This is a genomic window from Bacillus sp. RC251, assembly GCF_044908765.1.
Lineage (GTDB): Bacteria > Bacillota > Bacilli > Bacillales > Bacillaceae_G > Bacillus_A > Bacillus_A wiedmannii.
Map to the genome: position 1 here is coordinate 23,922 of NZ_JBIYDP010000005.1, position 21,228 is coordinate 45,149.

General features: G+C 37.4%; 25 protein-coding genes. 3 read left to right on the top strand and 22 right to left on the bottom strand.

The annotated features are described in order from the left end of the window. Position 1: 1 nt before the first annotated feature. The 22 genes from rapZ to ABH961_RS18120 all read right to left on the bottom strand — a co-directional run bounded on the left by rapZ (position 2) and on the right by ABH961_RS18120 (position 19,176). Positions 2–883, bottom strand: coding sequence for an RNase adapter RapZ (gene rapZ, locus ABH961_RS18015; protein WP_000138461.1), 882 nt, complete (start codon positions 881–883; stop codon positions 2–4). A gap of 20 nt (positions 884–903) precedes the next feature. Continuing rightward, positions 904–1,362, bottom strand: coding sequence for an NUDIX hydrolase (locus tag ABH961_RS18020; protein WP_001190080.1), 459 nt, complete (start codon positions 1,360–1,362; stop codon positions 904–906). Between the two features lie 228 nt (positions 1,363–1,590). Next, complete coding sequence (locus ABH961_RS18025; RefSeq protein ID WP_000455195.1) at positions 1,591–2,397, bottom strand: DUF368 domain-containing protein; 807 nt, start codon at positions 2,395–2,397, stop codon at positions 1,591–1,593. A gap of 159 nt (positions 2,398–2,556) precedes the next feature. Next, complete coding sequence (gene trxB / locus ABH961_RS18030; protein ID WP_001288065.1) at positions 2,557–3,513, bottom strand: thioredoxin-disulfide reductase; 957 nt, start codon at positions 3,511–3,513, stop codon at positions 2,557–2,559. Positions 3,514–3,598: 85 nt separating this feature from the next. Then, on the bottom strand, positions 3,599–5,110 hold the full coding sequence (locus ABH961_RS18035; RefSeq protein WP_048542490.1) for a tetratricopeptide repeat protein: 1,512 nt from the start codon (positions 5,108–5,110) through the stop codon (positions 3,599–3,601). A 145-nt stretch (positions 5,111–5,255) separates the two neighbouring features. Further along, entirely contained in the window at positions 5,256–5,762 is a 507-nt protein-coding gene (locus ABH961_RS18040; RefSeq protein WP_048542491.1) for an acyltransferase, read from the bottom strand. Between the two features lie 75 nt (positions 5,763–5,837). Beyond that, a complete protein-coding gene (gene ppaX / locus ABH961_RS18045; RefSeq protein WP_048542493.1) occupies positions 5,838–6,488 on the bottom strand; it encodes a pyrophosphatase PpaX in 651 nt (216 codons plus the stop codon). A 67-nt stretch (positions 6,489–6,555) separates the two neighbouring features. After that, entirely contained in the window at positions 6,556–7,368 is an 813-nt protein-coding gene (lgt, locus tag ABH961_RS18050; RefSeq protein ID WP_000924234.1) for a prolipoprotein diacylglyceryl transferase, read from the bottom strand. A gap of 24 nt (positions 7,369–7,392) precedes the next feature. After that, complete coding sequence (gene hprK / locus ABH961_RS18055; RefSeq protein ID WP_001127245.1) at positions 7,393–8,322, bottom strand: HPr(Ser) kinase/phosphatase; 930 nt, start codon at positions 8,320–8,322, stop codon at positions 7,393–7,395. Between the two features lie 156 nt (positions 8,323–8,478). Continuing rightward, the gene (locus ABH961_RS18060; protein ID WP_001267307.1) at positions 8,479–8,859 is read right to left on the bottom strand and encodes a phage holin family protein; all 381 of its coding nucleotides are present in this window, start codon (positions 8,857–8,859) and stop codon (positions 8,479–8,481) included. Positions 8,860–8,974: 115 nt separating this feature from the next. Next, positions 8,975–9,424 (bottom strand): DUF4275 family protein, encoded by a 450-nt coding sequence (locus tag ABH961_RS18065; RefSeq protein WP_098847222.1) that lies wholly within the window; start codon positions 9,422–9,424, stop codon positions 8,975–8,977. 59 nt (positions 9,425–9,483) lie between these two features. Further along, positions 9,484–12,354, bottom strand: a complete 2,871-nt coding sequence (uvrA, locus tag ABH961_RS18070) for an excinuclease ABC subunit UvrA (RefSeq protein ID WP_141497529.1) — start codon at positions 12,352–12,354, stop codon at positions 9,484–9,486. A gap of 11 nt (positions 12,355–12,365) precedes the next feature. After that, entirely contained in the window at positions 12,366–14,342 is a 1,977-nt protein-coding gene (uvrB, locus tag ABH961_RS18075) for an excinuclease ABC subunit B (RefSeq protein WP_098721103.1), read from the bottom strand. Positions 14,343–14,493: 151 nt separating this feature from the next. After that, positions 14,494–14,922, bottom strand: coding sequence for a DUF4362 domain-containing protein (locus ABH961_RS18080; RefSeq protein WP_048542499.1), 429 nt, complete (start codon positions 14,920–14,922; stop codon positions 14,494–14,496). Positions 14,923–14,968: 46 nt separating this feature from the next. Further along, complete coding sequence (locus tag ABH961_RS18085) at positions 14,969–15,589, bottom strand: hypothetical protein (protein ID WP_048542500.1); 621 nt, start codon at positions 15,587–15,589, stop codon at positions 14,969–14,971. Next, the gene (locus tag ABH961_RS18090; protein WP_098088767.1) at positions 15,586–16,347 is read right to left on the bottom strand and encodes a MerR family transcriptional regulator; all 762 of its coding nucleotides are present in this window, start codon (positions 16,345–16,347) and stop codon (positions 15,586–15,588) included. The genes ABH961_RS18085 and ABH961_RS18090 overlap by 4 nt, the downstream gene beginning before the upstream one ends. A 100-nt stretch (positions 16,348–16,447) precedes the next feature. Then, positions 16,448–16,675, bottom strand: a complete 228-nt coding sequence (locus ABH961_RS18095; protein WP_098047304.1) for a hypothetical protein — start codon at positions 16,673–16,675, stop codon at positions 16,448–16,450. Positions 16,676–16,692: 17 nt separating this feature from the next. Beyond that, positions 16,693–17,085 carry a hypothetical protein gene (locus tag ABH961_RS18100; protein WP_048542503.1) on the bottom strand — a complete coding sequence of 131 codons (393 nt, stop codon included), beginning with the start codon at positions 17,083–17,085 and terminating at the stop codon, positions 16,693–16,695. Further along, positions 17,082–17,303, bottom strand: coding sequence for a hypothetical protein (locus tag ABH961_RS18105; protein ID WP_048542505.1), 222 nt, complete (start codon positions 17,301–17,303; stop codon positions 17,082–17,084). Before ABH961_RS18105 ends, ABH961_RS18100 begins: the two co-directional genes overlap by 4 nt. Positions 17,304–17,321: 18 nt before the next feature. Then, complete coding sequence (locus tag ABH961_RS18110; protein WP_404519739.1) at positions 17,322–17,711, bottom strand: hypothetical protein; 390 nt, start codon at positions 17,709–17,711, stop codon at positions 17,322–17,324. An 11-nt stretch (positions 17,712–17,722) separates the two neighbouring features. Then, entirely contained in the window at positions 17,723–17,920 is a 198-nt protein-coding gene (locus ABH961_RS18115) for a helix-turn-helix transcriptional regulator (protein ID WP_000538359.1), read from the bottom strand. Positions 17,921–18,153: 233 nt separating this feature from the next. Continuing rightward, positions 18,154–19,176 (bottom strand): YeiH family protein, encoded by a 1,023-nt coding sequence (locus ABH961_RS18120; RefSeq protein ID WP_048542509.1) that lies wholly within the window; start codon positions 19,174–19,176, stop codon positions 18,154–18,156. A gap of 151 nt (positions 19,177–19,327) precedes the next feature. Between ABH961_RS18120 and ABH961_RS18125 the strand changes: the two genes are divergently transcribed. Genes ABH961_RS18125 through ABH961_RS18135 form a run of 3 tightly spaced genes read left to right on the top strand, consistent with a single transcriptional unit; the run spans position 19,328 to position 21,185 of the window. Beyond that, positions 19,328–20,221: a LysR family transcriptional regulator gene (locus tag ABH961_RS18125; protein WP_048542511.1), complete on the top strand. Its 894-nt coding sequence runs from the start codon at positions 19,328–19,330 to the stop codon at positions 20,219–20,221. 51 nt (positions 20,222–20,272) lie between these two features. Continuing rightward, positions 20,273–20,641, top strand: a complete 369-nt coding sequence (locus tag ABH961_RS18130; protein WP_046955576.1) for a MerR family transcriptional regulator — start codon at positions 20,273–20,275, stop codon at positions 20,639–20,641. 4 nt (positions 20,642–20,645) lie between these two features. Further along, positions 20,646–21,185 carry a flavodoxin family protein gene (locus ABH961_RS18135; RefSeq protein ID WP_088064794.1) on the top strand — a complete coding sequence of 180 codons (540 nt, stop codon included), beginning with the start codon at positions 20,646–20,648 and terminating at the stop codon, positions 21,183–21,185. The last annotated feature ends 43 nt before the right edge of the window (positions 21,186–21,228 follow it).

A 21,228-nucleotide genomic window follows, 5' to 3' on the forward strand; every position in this document is an offset into this window, starting at 1 on the left:
CTTAATGGCCCTTTCTCTTCTCCACATCACGATGAGATACATGAACGCTATACTCTGGTTTCAAATGTTTCCCAAGGTATTCTGTAAGCGTAACAGAACGATGCTGTCCACCTGTACATCCAATCGCAATTACAAGTTGACTCTTGCCTTCTCTTTTATAATGAGGCAGCATGAAAGTAATAAGATCCGTCAATTTTTCTAAAAACTTATGTGTCTCATTAAATTTCAGCACATACGATGAAACTTCTTCATCTAGTCCTGTTAATGGCTTCATATGTGGAATGTAATATGGATTTGGTAAAAAACGAACATCAAATACTAAATCTGCATCAATTGGAATACCGTACTTAAATCCAAACGACATAACATTTACACGAAATGCTTGCTCAGTTTCAGTTGAAAACAGGTGAACAATTTTTTCACGTAATTCTTTCGGTTTTAAATCCGATGTATCCAGCACAATATTCGCTCGTGCCTTCATATCAGTTAATAAGCCACGCTCCATCTCAATTCCCTTTAACGGTAAACCAGTTGGTGCAAGTGGATGCGAACGTCTCGTTTCTTTATAACGAGTTACAAGCGTGCCATCTTTCGCATCTAAGAATAAAATATGAGGAATAATCCATGTACGTTCTGATAAATCATCAAGTGCTCCCCATAAATGTTCGAAAAACTCTCGGCCACGTAAATCAACGCCAAGTGCCACTTTATTCATTTTCCCTTTTGAATCCGCCATAAGTTCAATAAACTTCGGCAATAACATCGGTGGTAAATTATCTACACAGAAATATCCTAAATCTTCAAAACTTTGTAAAGCTACTGTCTTTCCAGCTCCAGACATTCCTGTAATAATTACCATTTTTATATCATTATTCTCTGTCATCGTATCCTCTCCTTGACGGTTTAACTCGGATCTAATCGATATGAAAGCAACTCAAAATCTGGGGTATATACAAATGTACCGTAGATTATGCCATTTCCTTTAATTAAATAATCAATAATGTGATAATCTCCTGGTGCCATTGCTAAATCATCAATTTTGTCAAATGTATGCCAACCAATGATGCCTTCTTCGCTCTCTAGTTTGTTTTCTCCTGCAAAATCTGTCGCTAAAAAGGAGAACATCATCCATTCAGAAACAACTTTATCACCTTCTTGGATGACAAAGGTGAAGACCCCTTTTAACGCTGGGTTCTTTAAATAAATACCTGTTTCTTCACGATACTCGCGAACAACGGAATCTCTTACTGTCTCACCACGCTCCATTTTCCCGCCTGGTGCAACCCACCAATTTCGGCGAGGTTTTTGGAGTAAGAGTACTTCATTATCTCTAATTAACACACAGTTTGTCACTCTTTGCATGTTTCTTCACCTCAGCTACTTGCAGTAAATTTCTCACTGCATACTCATTTCATTATACTATCAAAAACAGTTTGCTACAACGAAGGAGCCAGTCCTCTTTCGCTAAGCACATGCCACTCAACAATTTTAAAAAAGCTTTCTAGAACAAGCAATGTAAATGCTTAGACTTTCAATGAATAGCATGAAAAATCCCCTTAACGATTTTTATCGCCAAGGGGATTAAAGTACTTATTTCTTACCGAAATAAGTAACAATCGCAAATCCTAAAATAAAGGTAATAATTGAACTTATAATTGAAAATCCTCCAGTTGGAATACCAGGGAACACAATTACAATCGAGCCGATAACAAGTCCAATAATTGCCGCAAATGTCATACTTTTATAACGATCTAACAAGAAACTAATTCCTTTACTACTTACAACAAACCCCGCCATAACACCAGCACCGATAACTACGATTAAAGGTAAGTTCAGTGTAGTTAAAGCATTAATTGCTGTCGGATACACACCAATAATTAATAAAATAAATGATCCGCTAATTCCAGGAAGCAACATAGCCATACTAGCCATCCAGCCCGCGAAAAATAAGCCAATTGCATTTAAAATTGTTAACGTCGTAATTGGATCTGCTGCCTTATCTGGTTTAAAGAAAGCTGTGATCGCAACAAGAATTGCTGCAACTATTAATAAAACAATGTGCTTACCTTTAAACGACGACTTTGCATCAGCTTCTCTCATTAACATCGGTAATATACTAATAATTAAACCGAGGAAGAAAAATTGAGTCGGTTCATAATGATTTGCAAGTAAATATTTAATAACGTGACTTAGCGTTAAAAACGCTGCTGCCACACCAGCTGCAAGGGGAATTAAAAACCCTAAATGTTTTTTCCATTCACGACTAAAGAATCCACTAATTGCCGCAAGCAATTGTTCATAAATCCCTAACACAACAGCGATTGTACCGCCGCTCACACCAGGAATTAAATCACTAACGCCCATACAAAACCCACGATATATATTACGCCATTCCATACTGAATAAATTCCTCATTTCTTATAGTGATTTTTCCGTAAAGTCCAGTATATCAATAAGAAAGCTTATAATCCCAATATTTTTTGACAAAACTTTGACATTTTCATAAAAAAAGAAAGCTCCTATCGGTAGCTTTCTTCTCAAAAGGCATATTATCCCTTATTTTTCTGATACTGTTTTTAGTTCTTCTAATAATTCTTCTACGTAATGTTGTGCACTTTGTGCTGCGATACTACCATCACCTGTTGCAGTTACAATTTGACGTAGCATTTTTTCACGAACATCTCCAGCTGCGAAAATACCAGGAACTTTCGTTTCCATACGCTCATTTGTTTCAAGGTAACCATTTTCATTTGTAATACCTAGTTCAACAAATGGTTTTGATAGTGGTAACATACCGATGTATATGAACACGCCATCAGTTTTGACTTCTTTCTCTTCTCCACTGTTTACGTCTACAAGTGTTACGCTTCCCACTTTACCATTTGCATCGTTAATTTCTTTTATAGTGTGATTCCAAATGAAATCAACTTTCTCGTTTTGGAAAGCACGATCTTGTAAAATTTTCTGTGCACGAAGAGTGTCACGACGGTGAACGATTGTTACCTTTGATGCGAAGCGTGTTAAGAATACACCCTCTTCAACAGCAGAATCTCCACCACCAATAACTACAAGTTCTTTTCCTTTAAAGAAAGCCCCATCACATACTGCACAATATGATACACCACGGCCGCCAAGTTCTGTTTCGCCTGGCACACCAATTTTTTTATATTCTGCACCGCTTGCAACGATAATTGCACGTGCTTTATATTCTTTTTTACCAGCAATAATTGTTTTGTATTCTTTACCATCGATGACTGCTTTCACATCACCGTATGCATATTCAGCACCAAATTTCTTCGCATGCTCGAACATTTTATTTGATAAGTCTGGTCCTAAAATAGACTCATAACCTGGGTAGTTCTCTACATCCTCTGTGTTTGCCATTTGGCCACCTGGGATACCACGCTCAAGCATTAATGTGCTTAAATTCGCACGAGATGTATATACTGCAGCTGTCATACCAGCTGGTCCTGCACCAATAATAATGACATCATAAATTTTTTCTTCTGACACACTATTCACTCCTATTCATTCCTACACAATTAAGTTACCCTCATTATACTGTTAGCATCATTTTTTTCCCAATGATTTGCTTACCCTATGTGTGCGTACGTTTAACAGCCTGCACATACTTTCGAACAGTCGCTACAGATACATTATATACATCCCCAAGCTCCGACTGTGTCATCTTATTTCCTTGTTCGCTGCGTACAATATATTCAACAGCAGCTGACCAGCCGTATACATTTGTAAAAACTGCCCCAGATGTATATAAACGTATGAACGTACAAAACCAAAATTGTAAACACTCTTCGATTAATTCATCATCTTTTTTCGTATAATTATATAAAGCATCCGCAATTTGCGCGCACTGTTCAAATTGCTGTAAATCAGCTGGAATGCTCTTATGGCTATTAAGTAAAAAGAAATACTTTGCAAGTTGCGATACGATTGGAACACCGTTCTTCGCCTGCGTTACATCAAAGAAGAATCCCACCTTCTCTGGCGTTGATAATTCATTCATTAAATATAAAGCTAGCATTTGTTCCTCTAGCGTCGCACTTTGTTGAAATGATTTTCGTAATTCTTCAAATAATACGTTTTGTCCTTCATCTGCTAAATTCAGCGCATTCCACGGTTCTTTTCCCTTTTTATCAGGGTGCAATTCTACAACATGCTGCCACATTTTTTCAGCTACTTGCTGATCTTTCACCATATAAGCAGAATATGCAAACCAATAATAAAAACTAACGTCTCCCTCATATCCTTGACGCTTTAATACTTTGAACCATTTATATGCAGGCTCAAAATGACCAATTGTTGCAAGTGTCGTTCCAAGTTTCAAACGATGCTCGAACGAAATCGGATATACTGAAACTAACTGCTCCGCTAACGCTTCTACTTGTTTATGCTCTCCAATTGAATATAGGAAAATAAGCGTATTACAAAGCGCATGTATATTACCAGGATTTTTCTCTAAAATCATTTCCGTTAACTTCAGAGCTTTATCTACATTACCAGATTGAAAATGTGCAATAGCTAAATTATTATGACCCGACCAAAATTCCGGATAATCTTTTGTAACAATTTCCAATGTAGCAATTGCTTCTTCCAATTGTCCGTTACGAATATAACGATTCGCTTCTTCTTGCATAACAATTAGATCGTCCTCATCCTCAATCTCTTCCTCACCCATCGCTTCTTCTTCCATAATTTCAAGTAATTCTAATGTATCTTCTACAAATTCCTTCTCTTCTGCAACTTCTAAATAGCGATCCGCATACTTTTTCGCCTGCTGAAATAGCCCCATATATGCATAATTATTTGCAATAAAATAATAGCATTGTTCAAGTTCTGGATTAGATCTAACAAGCTTAAAGAAGATTTGATTCGACTCTTGATATTCACCAGCCTCAGATAATACTGTTGCTAATTGGCATAAAATAAACGGCTCCTTCTCACTTTGTGCCGCTCTTCGAAAATATTTAATTGCATCTTGCAATTTCTGTCCTTTGTAAGCCCTCATCCCTTTTTTATAAAAGAAGTCCGATAATTGATTAAAAGAGATAACTTGTCCGTTCTCCTTATATATTCCTTGATTTTTCCCCATATATCCTCCAGTTTTTTGTTTTCTTCGTTCACACATTCTTCTATCTATAAGTATAAACGATTCCGTAAAAAACAAAACAGTATATTATACTCAATTATTTCCTTTTTATTCATTAAAAAAGAAGAGAAATGTTACATTTTTAGCATCAACCTTCTCTAGCATCCATTTCTTCTTTCGTATAAATAACACGCATTGGATTTCCACCCACGAAAGCACCACTTGGGACATCTCTATGAACAAGTGTGCCAGCTGAAACAATCGCGCCATCTCCAATTTTCACACCTGGTAATATAGTCGTATTTGCTCCAATCATCACTTCATTTCCTATGACGATCTCTCCAAGTCGATATTCGCGAATTAAATATTCATGTGCTAAAAGCGTTGTATTATAGCCAATAATTGAATTCTCTCCCACAGTTATCTTTTCTGGGAACATAATATCCGGCACTACCATAAGCGCAATTGATGTTTTCTTTCCGACTTTCATCCGTAAAAATGTACGGTACAACCAATTCTTGACGGATAAAAATGGTGTATAACGCGCAATTTGGATAATAATAAAGTTTTTCATTACCTTCCAAAAAGAAACTGTTTTATACACATTCCATAATGAATTTTCTCCCGAAACAGGATAGCGCGTTGTCCGTCGCACTTAACTCGCTCCTCTACTAAAAAGTGAAACTGTAAGTTAGTAGGGAAACAGACCCCTACTAACTTACTTGGACCTTTATGAACGGTTCATATCAGACAAAATCGGTAGCAAATCACTCATTTTATCTAACATAAAGTCCGGCTTGTAAGCCTCTAAATACGCTCTACCTTTCAACGTCCATGAGACAGCAGCTGTTTTCGTGCCCGCATTTTGTCCACCAACAATATCATGGTGATTATCCCCAACCATCAATGCTTCTTCCGGTTTCGCATCTAATAACTCAAGCGCTTTTTGAAGTGGTTCTGGATGTGGTTTCACATGCTCCACATCATCAATTGTCACGACCACATCAAAAAATTCATCAAGCTTTGACAACTTTAATCCCATCTCAACTGTTTGTCTCGCTTTCGTTGTAACAATACCAACTTTATAGCCTTGCTTCTTCAACTCTTGAACTGTTTCATATACAGTTTCATATTCTTCCACTAATTCATCGTGATGATCATGGTTAAATTGACGATAACATGTAATCATCTCTTCAACCTTGTTTTCATCAATCTTGCTGAAAGTATCATGTAAAGAAGGGCCAATAAATGACAATACATCTTCACGCTTATATTGACTTGGATAATATGTATGTAACGTATGTAAAAAAGAAGAAATAATAAGTTCGTTTGTATTAATTAAAGTTCCATCTAAATCAAATAACACTGTATTTATTCTCATTGCCTTAGTCCCTTCTCTTTCCTGAATATGAAAGAAGCAGCATCTTATAATAAGATGCTACTTTTCTCTAATTTTCCGAATATCTTTTATCAGCTTGCCCCATTTTTCGTCTCACGATAATGAAAATAATAGAAATAACAACAAGTCCAATTGACATTACTTGTGCGATACGAAGTGGTCCTAACATTAAACTATCTGTACGTAAGCCTTCTACGAAGAAGCGCCCTATTGAATACCAAATTAAATATGTGAAGAATAATTCCCCGCGTCGTAAATTCACTTTTCGTAATGCAAGTAATAAAATGACACCTGCAAAATTCCATAATGACTCATATAAAAACGTTGGGTGATAGTACACACCCTCAATATACATTTGATTAATAATGAAATCCGGTAAATGAAGTCCTTCTAAAAACTGTCTCGTTACTTCATCACCATGCGCCTCTTGGTTCATAAAGTTTCCCCATCGACCAATTGCTTGTCCTAGTAAAATACTTGGCGCAGCAATATCAGCCAACTTCCAGAATGAAACCCCGCGTCGTTTCGCAAAAAGAATCCCTGTAATAACAGCCCCGATTAAACCACCATGAATCGCCAAGCCACCTTGACGAATATTAATAATTTGACTCGGGTTTTGCGCGTAATATTCCCATTCAAAAATAACATAGTACATTCTCGCAAATAGAATAGCGATCGGTACTGCAATTAATACAAGGTCAACAAATGTATCTTTTGGAATACCTAGTCTTTCTCCCTCGCGAGTTGCTAGCCAAAGACCTAATAGCACGCCTGTACCGATAATAATCCCGTACCAATATACAGGAAACGGCCCAAGTTGGATCGCTACACGGTCAAGCTGTGGTACAGAACCTAACAGCATATGTATGACCTCCCTCTCCAAAGTTTACTCCTGATTTCCTAACTCAATCGCACTCATTAATCGTTCAGAGAACTGTTGTGCTGCATTGACTCCCATACGTTTTAAACGGAAGTTCATCGCTGCTACTTCAATAATAACAGCCAAGTTTCGACCAGGACGAACTGGAAGTGTAATCTTCGTAAGCTCTGTATCAATAATCTTCATCTTCTCTTCATCAAGACCTAAGCGATCGTAATTTTTCTTTTGATCCCAAATTTCAAGATTAATAACAAGTGTAATACGCTTATAATTTCGCACTGCCCCTGCACCGAATAACGTCATAACGTTAATGATACCTAGACCACGAATTTCTAATAAATGCTCAATTAAATCTGGTGAGCTTCCTACTAATGTGTCTTCATCTTCTTGGCGAATTTCTACACTATCATCCGCAACAAGACGGTGACCACGTTTTACAAGCTCAAGAGCTGTCTCACTTTTACCGACACCACTTTGACCTGTAATTAAAACACCAACACCGTAAATATCTACTAACACACCATGTACAGCTGTTGTTGGTGCTAACTTACCTTCTAAATAATTTGTTAAACGACTTGATAATCTTGTTGTCGTTTGAGCAGAACGTAATAAAGGCATGCCTGATTCACGCGATGCATGCAGTAACTCATCTGGTACATCTTGATTACGAGTTATAATAATACATGGCGTCTCCTCAGTACAAAGCGCTTTCATTCTCTCTTGTTTTTGCTCTGACGTTAACGTGTCAAAGAACGTAAGCTCCGTCTTTCCAAGAAGCTGCACACGATCAGCTGGATAATATGTGAAAAATCCTGCCATTTCAATTCCAGGTCGTGATAAATCACTTGTATCAATCGGACGATGAATTCCTTCTTCACCACTTATTAACTCCAATTGAAATTGTTCAATTAAATCTTTTGTCCTTACTTTCGGCATATGTATAAACCTCCACTCCGCTGCGGGTTCAGTCTCATTTGATGTAAAATTCCATTCTACCGGATATTGTACCATTTTTTTCTGGAAACAAGAAATACGGTTTCTAATAAATAGAAAAAAACATTTCATATACATCATGAAATGTTTTTCTTTTTGTCATTTTCTCTTTTTTTCATATAAAGGTTCCACAATTGCCTTTTCAATAATCATATTAAAAATTGAAATACAAATTGCCGCAACGATTGCTACGCCAAACCCTGATATATTAAACGCATCTCCTAATAATGAATCTGCTATTTTTAACGTAATCGCATTAATAACAATTAAGAAGAATCCGAAAGTTACAAGAGTAATCGGTAGCGTAATTAAAATTAAAAACGGTTTTACGAACACATTTAAAACAGCCAAGATAATACTCGCAATAATTGCAGTTTGTATATTTGCTACGTAAAACGCGTCTGGCGCAATCCCTTTTAAAAGTCCCGATACAGCGATTAACACAACGCTATTTACAAGAAGTGATACAATCCATCTCATTTCGTTACACATCCTTTTAAACATATATATTTCATCATACGCTAATAGATAAGAAACGCAAGTATCATGCAAACACTTATATCAACTTATTCTACTCTTCATGCTTGTATACCTACTAACATTTCTTTGTGAAATAGGGACCACACCATCTATGTTCATGAGTTTTTACAAAAGTCCAAGTGAACTCTTTATCTACAATATAGATATCGCCTTTATACATATCGTTCCGCTCACACAATATATCCTCCATATGTAACAACCTCGTATCTTTTATTAGCAGTACATCATCACAATTTTGATAGAATATATAGCAATCCCTTTTCACTACATTATGAAACGTGTTCTCCGCTTCTTCACCCTCTAAACACTTCTTTTTCTCATAACTAAATATGTGCCAAAGATACCCACATGCATACTTATCTCCATACAGAAAGATGTCTTCCTTTTCCTCATCACTTACATGGTTTGCAAAATGATCCTCCCAGCGCTTGCGAAAATAAACACCCCAACTTTGAAACTCTCTTACCTTCATGTTTTTCTTTCTTAAAACATCTGTAAACTCCATCTTTTCCCCCTATGAACGAAAAACCGAGTGTCATTTCCACTCGGTTTTTCGTAATACACTTATTGAGATAACTCTACTTCTTTTATTTTCTCTTTCATTCTTGCTTTATCGCGATTTAAAATCTCTTTTAAATACTTACCTGTATACGAGCGTTCTTCTTTTACTACTTGCTCTGGCGTTCCGGAAGCAACGATTTGCCCACCTTTATCTCCGCCCTCTGGTCCAAGGTCAACGATATAATCAGCTGTTTTAATTACATCTAAATTATGTTCAATAACAAGAACTGTCTCGCCACTTTCAACAAGGCGTTGCAGCACTTCTAGAAGACGCGCGATATCATGTGCATGCAAACCAGTCGTTGGCTCATCTAAAATATATAACGTACGCCCAGTAGAACGACGGTGTAATTCAGAAGCTAGCTTCACGCGCTGCGCTTCACCACCAGATAACGTCGTAGCTGGCTGTCCTAATTTCATATAACCAAGACCTACATCTACAAGCGTTTGAAGTTTACGCTTAATTTTTGGGATATTAGCGAAGAACTCTACTCCATCTTCAATTGTCATCCCTAACACTTCAGAAATGTTCTTATCTTTATACTTCACTTCTAACGTTTCGCGGTTATAACGTTTACCATGACAAACTTCACACGGAACGTATACGTCTGGTAAGAAGTGCATTTCGATTTTAATAATTCCATCACCACGGCACGCTTCACAACGTCCACCTTTTACATTAAAGCTGAAACGTCCTTTTTGATATCCACGCACTTTCGCTTCATTCGTTTGTGCAAACACATCACGAATATCATCGAATACACCTGTATACGTCGCTGGATTAGAACGTGGTGTACGCCCGATTGGCGATTGATCAATATCGATTACTTTATCTAAATGCTCAAGACCTTTAATTTCTTTATGCGTACCTGGCTTCGCTTTCGCTTTATATAACTTTTGCGCTAATGATTTATATAGTACTTCATTAATCATCGTACTTTTACCGGAACCAGATACACCAGTTATCGCTACAAACGTACCAAGCGGGAATGACATCTTTGCATTCTTTAAGTTATTCTCTTTTGCACCGACAATTTCCACTTTACGTCCGTCACCTTTACGTCTTTCAAGTGGAACTGGAATAAACTCTTTACCGCTTAAATACTTCCCTGTTAGCGAATTCTCATCTTGCATCACTTCAGCTGGCGTACCCGCTGATACAACTTGACCACCGTGAATACCTGCACCAGGTCCGATATCAAGTAAATAATCAGCAGCCATCATCGTATCTTCATCATGTTCAACGACAATTAACGTATTCCCTAAATCACGCATCTCTTGCAACGTACGAATAAGACGATCGTTATCGCGCTGATGCAAGCCGATTGAAGGCTCATCAAGAATGTAAAGTACGCCAGTAAGACGAGAACCGATTTGTGTCGCTAAACGAATACGCTGCGCCTCACCACCTGATAAAGTTCCTGCGGCACGACTTAACGTTAAATAATCTAAACCGACGTTCACTAAGAATCCAACGCGCTCCTGGATTTCTCTTAAAATTAAATGAGCAATTTTTTGTTGTTTCTCCGTTAGCTCCACATTCGAGAAGAATTCCTGTACTTCTTGAACAGAATACTTCGTTACATCAGCAATCGTTTTATCACCAACGAAAACAGCTAAACTCTCTGGCTTTAAGCGTCCACCTTTACACTTCGGACAAGCTTGCTCTGCCATATATTTCTCCATTTGCTCACGAACATAATCAGAACTCGTTTCACGATAACGACGTTCGATATTTGGAATAACACCTTCAAATAAAATCTCATTTTCCTTTACTTGACCAAATTCATTTACATAGCGGAAATAAACTTTTTCTTCTCCGCTTCCGTACAACACTTTATCAAATAAATCTTTCGGTATATCTTTCACAGGTATATCCATATCAACACCGTAATGATTACATACAGATTGTAAAAGCTGCGGGTAATATTGTGAGCTTGTCGGCTCCCAAGGCGCAATCGCATGTTCATTTAATGATAAATCCCAATTCGGAATGACAAGTTCTAAATCTACCTCTAACTTTGAACCAAGTCCATCACAAGAAGGACATGCCCCGAATGGACTGTTGAATGAGAACATGCGCGGCTCTAATTCTCCGATTGAAAAACCACAATGCGGACAAGCATGATGTTCACTAAATAGAAGTTCCTCTTCTCCCATTACATCAATTAACACTCGGCCCCCGCCAAGCTTTAATGCACTTTCAAGAGAATCCGCAAGACGGCTTGCAATCCCTTCTTTTACAACAATACGGTCAATTACAACTTCAATGGAATGCTTCTTATTTTTATCTAGCGCAATATCTTCAGATACATCTAACATTTCACCATCAACACGTACACGAACATACCCTTGCTTCTTAATATCTTCAAGCACTTTCACATGTGCACCTTTACGCCCAGAAACGATAGGAGCTAACACTTGTAATTTCGTACGTTCAGGATATTCAAGTACACGGTCTACCATCTGCTCTACTGTTTGTGATGTAATTTCAATACCATGATTCGGACAAATTGGCGTACCAATTCGCGCAAATAATAAACGTAAATAATCATAAATCTCCGTTACCGTTCCAACTGTTGAACGTGGATTACGACTTGTCGTTTTTTGATCGATTGAAATCGCTGGAGATAAACCTTCAATCGTATCCACGTCAGGTTTATCCATTTGTCCTAAAAACTGGCGCGCATACGCAGATAACGATTCTACGTATCTGCGTTGCCCTTCTGCATAAATCGTATCAAACGCTAATGATGATTTCCCTGAACCAGACAATCCCGTCACAACAACAAGCTGATTTCTCGGAATGGTTACATCAATATTTTTTAAGTTATGTGCTCTAGCACCTTTTACGACAATAAAATCCTTGCTTATGCTCACTCTGTTCACCCTTCCGCTTTTAATTCTAATAGTAAATCTCTTAATTCAGCTGCACGCTCGAAATCTAACGCTTTTGCTGCTTCTTTCATCTCTGCTTCCATCTTCGCAATTGTCTTTTCACGCTCTTTTTTCGTCATCTTCTTAGCTGGTGCCGCTTCATACATTTCCGGCTCTTCAGCAGCTGTCGTTGCACGGATAACATCACGCACGCCTTTTTGAATCGTTTTCGGCGTAATACCATGCTCTTTATTGTAAGCTTCTTGTATAGTACGACGACGCTGTGTTTCTTCAATTGCAATTCCCATTGATCTTGTTATACGATCTGCATACATAATAACGCGTCCGTTTTCATTACGTGCTGCACGACCGATTGTTTGAATTAATGAACGCTCTGAACGCAAGAACCCTTCCTTATCAGCATCTAAAATAGCTACAAGTGATACTTCTGGAATATCTAATCCTTCTCGTAATAAGTTAATACCGACAAGTACGTCAAACTTACCAAGGCGAAGGTCACGGATAATTTCAATACGTTCTAACGTTTTAATTTCAGAGTGGAGATAATTCACTTTAATTCCTACATCTTTTAAGTAGTCTGTTAAATCCTCTGACATTTTCTTCGTTAAAGTCGTAATTAATACACGTTCATTTTTGGCAATGCGATCTTGAATTTCTCCTAATAAATCATCAATTTGCCCTTCAATTGGTCGTATATCAATTGGTGGATCTAAAAGCCCTGTTGGACGAATAATTTGTTCTATTACTTCCGGTGCCTGCTCTAACTCGTACGGTCCTGGCGTTGCCGAAACGTAAATAACTTGATTCGTTTTTCCTTCAAACTCATCAAACGTAAGCGGTCTATTATCTAAAGCTGATGGCAAACGGAACCCATGATCCACAAGTACTTGCTTACGTGCTTGGTCCCCGTTATACATCGCTCTTACTTGTGGTACTGATACGTGTGACTCATCCATAACAATTAAGAAATCTTCCGGGAAATAGTCTATTAACGTATATGGCGTTGCACCCGCCGGACGAAGTGTTAAATGACGGGAATAATTTTCAATCCCTGAACAAAAGCCCATCTCACGCATCATTTCTAAATCATAACGTGTACGCTGTTCTATACGCTGCGCTTCTAACAACTTGCCATTATCATTTAATTCCTTTAAACGTTCTTCTAATTCTTTTTCTATATTTTCAATAGCGACCTTCATTTTTTCCTCACGTGTAACGAAGTGAGATGCTGGGAAGATTGCTACATGATCACGTTCTGCTAATACTTCACCTGTTAACGCATTTACTTCGCGAATACGATCGATTTCATCGCCAAAAAATTCAATTCGAATACAATGCTCATCAAGTGATGCTGGGAAGATTTCAACTACATCTCCGCGCACACGGAATGTACCACGCTTGAAATCAATGTCATTACGTCCATATTGTACATCAACAAGTTCACGAAGCAATTGATTGCGGTCCTTTTCCATACCAACTCTAAGTGAAACAACTAACTCGCGGTATTCTTCTGGAGAACCTAAACCATATATACACGAAACACTCGCAACAATAATCACATCATCCCGTTCAAATAGTGCAGATGTTGCTGAGTGACGCAATTTATCGATTTCATCATTAATCTGCGCATCTTTTTCAATAAACGTATCTGTTTGAGGCACATACGCTTCTGGCTGATAATAATCGTAATAACTAACAAAATATTCAACTGCATTATTCGGAAAAAAATCTTTCAGCTCACTATATAACTGTCCTGCTAACGTTTTATTATGAGCCATAACAAGTGTTGGCTTCTGCACTTCTTTAATGACATTTGAAATCGTAAATGTCTTACCCGTTCCTGTTGCTCCAAGCAACACTTGCTTTTTCTTCCCACTATTAATTCCCTCTACAAGCTTTTCTATAGCTACCGGCTGATCACCTTGCGGGGAATAAGCTGAGATAATTTCAAATTGATGTTCCAAACAAAACCGACCTCCTCGTAAAAAATCTGTATTCCCATTTTACCACGAATGCTCATAAAAAAACCAAGAAAACGAACAGATATTCGGTAAAATTTTCGACAATATATACATAGAAAAAGGAAGGAGTAAAAACTTCCTTCCTCTACTAACTCTATTTTTTAGGTACATATAATAAATCATATCCATTGCGCCCATTTTTACTCGTACAATCTATTAACCTATAAGTGATTTCTAATTCTCCCTGCTCTTTAACAATACTTTTGCAACTATCTTTATGTAATCCTTTATGCTCACCAGCAAATTGGTCTTTTCTATTATCTAACACATAAAGTATATCGTTCTCACTATGCTCTACCGTTTGAAAAATCGGATCACCTTCATGGGTATACTGCACAATTCTTATTTTATCAACTTTCCCTTGGTCAACATTCAAAACGAACTTTTCAAAATTATCTAGATTGGAAATTACTGCTCTCTTTACAATGACATCATTCTTCTTATCAATGTCAATGTTAGGTTGTGAGCATGCTACTAAACTAAAGAGAAATAAGCATATAAAACCTGTTTTTCCTATTGTTATCCTCTCCTATACAAACTATTGGTATACTAGAAAAAGCTACTTTCCTCTATGAAAGTAGCTTCTCTTTTTCTTTTTCCTTCTTCGGGAAAAGAACATATGAAAATGAAATAACTGTATCCACTAAAAGTATAATCGCCCAAACTTGGCTAACACGACTTGCTTTTTCATTTAAAACAATCCCCGTTTCTAACCAATTATGCCATTGTTCAAACGGGACAAAACCGTACAGAAAGAAAAAGAAAATATGCGCAACAACGAATAAAACAAGATGTAATAACCAATTTTTTATTTCCTGTTTCGCATAGGCCATACCTGTTAATTCTACGTGCTCTTCCATAGTTGGCGCTGGTTCATTCCGCCATTTCGCAACTAGCTTTTGCGCAAACATATCAAGCTTCTTCAAATCCTTTTTCCCGTAGAAAACTGCATACAATAAAATAATTACCGTAATGATTTGAAAGTTAGAGAACTTCCCTGTTTGATAATAGTCCACTACCCCTAAGGTTAAAATAAACACTTCATTTACGAGGAGTACAATCCCCATAATAAAGCTCGCCTTCTTCAAACGGAATCCGTAACGAAGTAAAAAGAAGCCGATAGCCGATAACCAAAATACAATCTCTGCCCCAATTAAAAAATACCAACGATATTCTGCAAGTATACTCATTTATCCATCTCCTTTTCATCATATATACGAAAAGCTTCTTCCATATATAATAAAAGTTCTTCTTCAATTGGATACATGCTCATTTTCTGTGAATCTTCCTTCGATTTTCTAACTTCCCATAACTTATCTAAAAACGCTTCGTCACCATTGGCCATTTCTAAACATTTCTGCATTAATCTCTTCGTTGCCCCTTGTACCTCATCACTCGCTGCTTCTTTGCCGTCTTTCATAAAAGTACGTAATTGCTTTAATAAATCTACCCATTCTAAAACATTCGGATCTTCTTCACTCATATTTGGCAAGTTATGAAGCAATTTTTGTTCTTCCTTTGAAAATACTTCATTTTGAAATATTTCACGTATACGAGACGACTGTTTCGAAAGCTGGATCAGTTCAAACATAACTTTCCAATCAAGTTCCCCTTCCACATCTACCGAATAAACAACAGCTTGTAATACGCGCTCCATTCGATTGAATTTCTTTTGTTCTTCCTTTACAAATCTAAGTTGTTTTTCAAGCGAATCCTTTAAGTTAAGCTCACCTTTTACTAACATATTCGCAGACTCTTTTAATGAAAATCCCATTTCCTTTAAAAATAAAATTTGTTGCAGCCTTATTACGTCAGCTTCACTATATAAACGATGCCCGCCTTCTGTTTTCCCGCTCGGCTTTAATAAATCTATTTGATCATAATAACGTAATGTACGTACTGTTACCCCTGTTTCTTTCGTCAATTGTTGTATTGAAATCACTACCATCACCTCTTCCTCTTCATTATAAAAGATGACGTAACGTCACTTTCAAGCCTTTTGTAAAAAAAATACAAAAAGCTGTTTATACTCTTCGTATAAACAGCTTTTACGGAAATAACCCTTTTTGTACAGCACGCCCACAAAATAAAATAAGTGCGCCAACAACAACACTCGTTGCTGTTTTATGATAATGAGCTGAAACTAATAAATAATATGATAAACCTACAGTACCAAGCATAATAAAAATACTCGGTACTGGATTACGAGAGAAATTCTGCATTCCCCAAAACAAAGCAAAAATAGCCGTAGCGACACATAATACCGGTAATCCCATCCCAGTTCCCCTTTTTTCTACCTATTCCTTGTTGCTAACACACTCGTCGATGCCATACTTATTAATAAACCAAAAATGACAATATATAATAACTCATTTACATGTACTGCTTGCCTATCTAAATACTTATTTACACAAAGATACATAATGAACAAGAACACGAAGCTTGTAATACTAATCGTAAAATATGACTTCATCTTATTCACAACTCGCTCATCAATCGACGGTACTCCCTCTTCTTTCAAACGCTTCTGTTCTCTATATTCCGCAATACTATATAAAATGACTAGTGCTACATTCGATATGAAGATTGTTCCCCACGAAATACTTAAAATCATTAAACTCACATTTAAAATAAGACCCGCTAAAAATAAACTGCCTATGAACCGTATAATATCTTGTTTACTCATACATGATCAGCCTCTTTTTGATTTCTATATTTCCACTTCGGCCAATAGTTTACGAGAAAATACACCCACTGCCCTAGTACAAATAAAACAAACGGCATACCAGCATTTCCATCAACAATTAAATTATATAAACTCCATATCGCTAAACTAATCGAAAAAAATAACCCTACATATTTAAACGCTTTATCTGACTGAAATCTCTCAAACTCATCTTGCATTTTTCATTCCTCCTATCGCTATGCTCGTTTCCCTATCATGACTCCTATGATGAGACTACCCGCAAATAAGGAACTACATATCATAAATATTTCTTGCACTGGTATAACAGCTCTGCCTATCGCTTTACTCGCAACAATATAAACAATAAGCAATAGAAACGCGAATATAAATGAGACATTTACATATTTTTTTTTATTTTCATTTACTCGCTCATCTATATCTGGAAGTTCTTCTTTTTTGTACTTACGCTTTTTGTAATACGAATACACCATTAAAAATACAATTGCTAAAACGTTACTCACGACGAGCGGTAAAATTGGTATAGCCGGATTCATACTATGAACTACAATGTCTCCCAAAAACAATCCAAAAGTCGCACCGATAAATAACTTTTTAGTATCGTTCATTTTTTCTCCCCTTACTCTAGCGTAAATATTTCCTCCACCTTCACCCCAAAATATTTGGCGATTTTTAGGGATAACTCTAGACTCGGGTTATAATGATGGTTTTCAATCGCCACAATCGTCTGCCGCGTCACCTGCATCGCCTTTGCCATTTCAACTTGCGTTATATGATGTTGCTTTCTTAACTCTTTTATTTTATTTTTCACACCCATAGGCTCCACCTTCGAAAGTAAAGATATCTTTACTTTAATTATAAATATTTTCCAATTATAAGTAAAGATATCTTTACAAATTTTAGAAAAACGTTTCACGGATCACCTTCTCTAACAAAGTACAAGCGTAATTAAATTTATATCAGCTATTTTTTTAATATATCGACACCCGTAGCACTATAAACATAAAAAAGCTGTCCAAAAATATCTTTTGGAACAGCTTCTTCGTCCTACTACATAAATCCTAATGCATATACAAGAACGTATCCAAGAATAGAAAGGAAAACCGAGCCGATCAGCCCCGCCACGAATGCCTTACTTCCTAACTTACGGAACGTTTTAAACTCTACATTTAAACCAAGCCCCGCCATCGCCATTGCAATAAGCATGTAAGCAAGAACAACAATATATCCAGCAACAACTTCTGGTATAACCCCGAGCGAATGCACTGCACTCATTGCTAAAAACCCGAAGATGAACCACGGAATTGGAAGGTCGCGCCACGATTTTTTTTCCTCGCTACCTTCACTCTTACCAAACCATAATCCAATTAAAATCGCTACTGGCACAAGCATTGCAACGCGCGTTAATTTCACGATAACTGCGATGTCTACAGCCGTACTTCCTCCTGGTGCCGCAGCTGCGATGACATGGGCGATTTCATGCAGCGTCGCACCTGAGAATACACCGTATCCATACGGTGAGAAGCCAAGCACTGGGTATAATAGCGTATAAATAAGTGTAAATATTGTACCTAAAATTGCAATAATCGCTGCCCCAACTGCCGTTTCTTCATCCTTCGCTTTCACTTGCGGTGCAATTGCCACGACCGCAGCCGCGCCGCAAATTGCTGTTCCGCACGCTGTTAAAATTCCGAGTTTCTTTTCTACCTTAAATACTTTCGTTAGCCCATATACAACGAAAATCGTAAATGTAATAACAGCGGCAGCGATGACCAATACTTTCGGCCCTGCCTTCGCAATATCAACAAGATTTAACCGCATTCCAAGTAAGATAATCCCAAAGCGAAGCAACTTCTTACTCGCAAAGTTCGTCCCGGCAATCGCATCATGAGGAACTCCAATTGCCGCACGCCAAACCATCCCAATTAGAATAGCAATCACTAATTGTCCCATAATATTTAAAAATGGAAGCTCTGCTAAATATTTCGCAGCAATTGCGATTAATAATGTAATCCCAATTCCTTGTGAAAATCCAAAGCCCTTCTTCTTTTGTATAACAAGTGTTTGTTCCACTTTGTACCACCCCAATAATCGTATTGGAACATGCATGTTCTTTCTACTTATATTATAAGAGAGTTTCTATAATAAGTTTAATATCAATATTGAATCTCTATCATTAGAAATACTTATGATAAGATGATAGAAAAAGAAAGGAGCCCATTACATGAACGTAGACATTTTAAAAATATTTGTTACTGTCGTTGAACAGAAGCATTTCTCCCGTGCAGCAGAATTATTAAACCTTTCACAGCCTGGCGTAAGTATGCATATACGCAACTTAGAAAACGAATTTGGCACTACACTTATTCAGCGCTCTCCGAAGCACGTTCAAGTGACGGAAGCTGGAAACATATTATATATACACGCAAAACAAATGCTCTCTCTTTATGAAGATGCTAAGCAAGAAATTAACGAGCTACATAACGTTGTAACAGGAACTCTTCGCATCGGTGCTAGTTTCACAATTGGCGAATACTTACTTCCAAAAATACTGGCTAACTATGCGAATGAAAATCCACACGTTGAAGTTCATACCTTTATCTCAAATACAGAAGACGTTTTGCAAAGCCTTCGCTCTAATCAAATCGATATCGGCTTAGTCGAAGGGCAAGTCGTATACGCCGACGTGGACGTTGAAACGTTTATGCAAGATGAAATGAAGCTCGTCGTCCCGCCAAATCATCCACTGCTCCGCACAAATGAAATAAATGAAAGCACACTCCAAGATCAAGTATGGGTATTAAGAGAAAGTGGTTCTGGAACACGCGCTTATAGTGACCGCTTTATTCATCAACACCATTTAAAATTGAAGCGCTTCTTTACATTCAGTAGTATCCAAAGCGTGAAAGAAGCAGTTAGTGCTGGGCTTGGCATCGCTATACTTTCTGATTGGACTGTACGGAAAGAGTTACTGGCAAAAGAGCTATTCCACGTCGAAGTTCCAAATGAACAACTCATCCGTCCATTCTCCATCGTGCGCGGCAAATACTTCATCCCGTCTAAAGCTATTCAAGTGTTTTTAAATCATGTAGATTCTTTTGCGAAAAAACAGAGTTGACCCTCACATTAGTGTGAAGGTTTACAATACATGTAGAAGGAGTGAAACGCATTGCGAATCGGGGAGTTATCAAAAGAAACTGGCGTTAGCGAAAGATCACTAAGACATTACGAAGAAAAGGGATTACTCCCTTCGAAGCGCCTCGCAAATGGCTATCGTGATTTTGATGAAAGTGCCATTGAAAAAGTGGAGCTTATTCAAATGTACTTACAAATTGGCTTAAATTTAGAAGAGACGGCAAGGATGCTGCGCTGCCTCGAAATAGAGCCGCACCTGTACGAAAATCCTTGCAGCAGTATCCTTACGCTTTATGAAGATAAACTTAATGAAGTAACGAAGCAAATCTCATTACTTTCTAGCATTCAAACGAATTTGCAAAAACACGTTTCACTCCTAAAGCAAACAAAAGAAAAGGGATGATTACATGTTTGTTATACATGGCAGTTCAAGACAAAACGGAAATACAGAAGCTTTAACACATATGGTGATTGATGGAATTGAAACAGAACAAATTTACTTGCGTGATCATATCGTCCACCCAATCATAGATCAGCGCCATGATGCAGAAGGATTCCAACCTGTAAATGATGACTACGAGCAGTTAATCGAGCGTATGTTAGAGCACGACACAATTATCTTTGCTACACCGCTATACTGGTATGGAATGAGCGGTCATATGAAAAACTTCGTCGATCGCTGGTCACAAAGCTTGCGCGATACATCTCTTCATTTCAAAGAAAAAATGAAAGGTAAAAAAATGTACGTTGTCATCGTTGGCGGAGACAATCCAAAGCTGAAAGCATTACCGCTTATTGCTCAGTTCCAATATATCTTTGATTTTGTTGGTTCATCATTTGAAGGGTATGTTATTGGGGATGCGAATGGATTGGATGAAATCAAAAATGATGCTGAGGCTCTAGCAAAAGTACAATTGTATAATAATAAGTTCAAAAATAGTAAATAGAAATAAGTTTGACAAACCATTTTGTATGCGCATACAATAAAAG

What these genes read in the sequence shown, in the direction of transcription:
- rapZ (WP_000138461.1), bottom strand. Translation starts at nt 883, where the DNA reads ATGACAGAGAATAATGATATAAAAATGGTAATTATTACAGGAATGTCT.
- ABH961_RS18020 (WP_001190080.1), bottom strand. Translation starts at nt 1,362, where the DNA reads ATGCAAAGAGTGACAAACTGTGTGTTAATTAGAGATAATGAAGTACTC.
- ABH961_RS18025 (WP_000455195.1), bottom strand. Translation starts at nt 2,397, where the DNA reads ATGGAATGGCGTAATATATATCGTGGGTTTTGTATGGGCGTTAGTGAT.
- ABH961_RS18035 (WP_048542490.1), bottom strand. Translation starts at nt 5,110, where the DNA reads ATGGGGAAAAATCAAGGAATATATAAGGAGAACGGACAAGTTATCTCT.
- ppaX (WP_048542493.1), bottom strand. Translation starts at nt 6,488, where the DNA reads ATGAGAATAAATACAGTGTTATTTGATTTAGATGGAACTTTAATTAAT.
- lgt (WP_000924234.1), bottom strand. Translation starts at nt 7,368, where the DNA reads ATGCTGTTAGGTTCTGTACCACAGCTTGACCGTGTAGCGATCCAACTT.
- hprK (WP_001127245.1), bottom strand. Translation starts at nt 8,322, where the DNA reads ATGCCGAAAGTAAGGACAAAAGATTTAATTGAACAATTTCAATTGGAG.
- ABH961_RS18060 (WP_001267307.1), bottom strand. Translation starts at nt 8,859, where the DNA reads ATGAGATGGATTGTATCACTTCTTGTAAATAGCGTTGTGTTAATCGCT.
- ABH961_RS18065 (WP_098847222.1), bottom strand. Translation starts at nt 9,424, where the DNA reads ATGGAGTTTACAGATGTTTTAAGAAAGAAAAACATGAAGGTAAGAGAG.
- ABH961_RS18085 (WP_048542500.1), bottom strand. Translation starts at nt 15,589, where the DNA reads ATGAGTATACTTGCAGAATATCGTTGGTATTTTTTAATTGGGGCAGAG.
- ABH961_RS18090 (WP_098088767.1), bottom strand. Translation starts at nt 16,347, where the DNA reads ATGGTAGTGATTTCAATACAACAATTGACGAAAGAAACAGGGGTAACA.
- ABH961_RS18095 (WP_098047304.1), bottom strand. Translation starts at nt 16,675, where the DNA reads ATGGGATTACCGGTATTATGTGTCGCTACGGCTATTTTTGCTTTGTTT.
- ABH961_RS18100 (WP_048542503.1), bottom strand. Translation starts at nt 17,085, where the DNA reads ATGAGTAAACAAGATATTATACGGTTCATAGGCAGTTTATTTTTAGCG.
- ABH961_RS18105 (WP_048542505.1), bottom strand. Translation starts at nt 17,303, where the DNA reads ATGCAAGATGAGTTTGAGAGATTTCAGTCAGATAAAGCGTTTAAATAT.
- ABH961_RS18110 (WP_404519739.1), bottom strand. Translation starts at nt 17,711, where the DNA reads ATGAACGATACTAAAAAGTTATTTATCGGTGCGACTTTTGGATTGTTT.
- ABH961_RS18115 (WP_000538359.1), bottom strand. Translation starts at nt 17,920, where the DNA reads ATGGGTGTGAAAAATAAAATAAAAGAGTTAAGAAAGCAACATCATATA.
- ABH961_RS18125 (WP_048542511.1), top strand. Translation starts at nt 19,328, where the DNA reads ATGAACGTAGACATTTTAAAAATATTTGTTACTGTCGTTGAACAGAAG.
- ABH961_RS18135 (WP_088064794.1), top strand. Translation starts at nt 20,646, where the DNA reads ATGTTTGTTATACATGGCAGTTCAAGACAAAACGGAAATACAGAAGCT.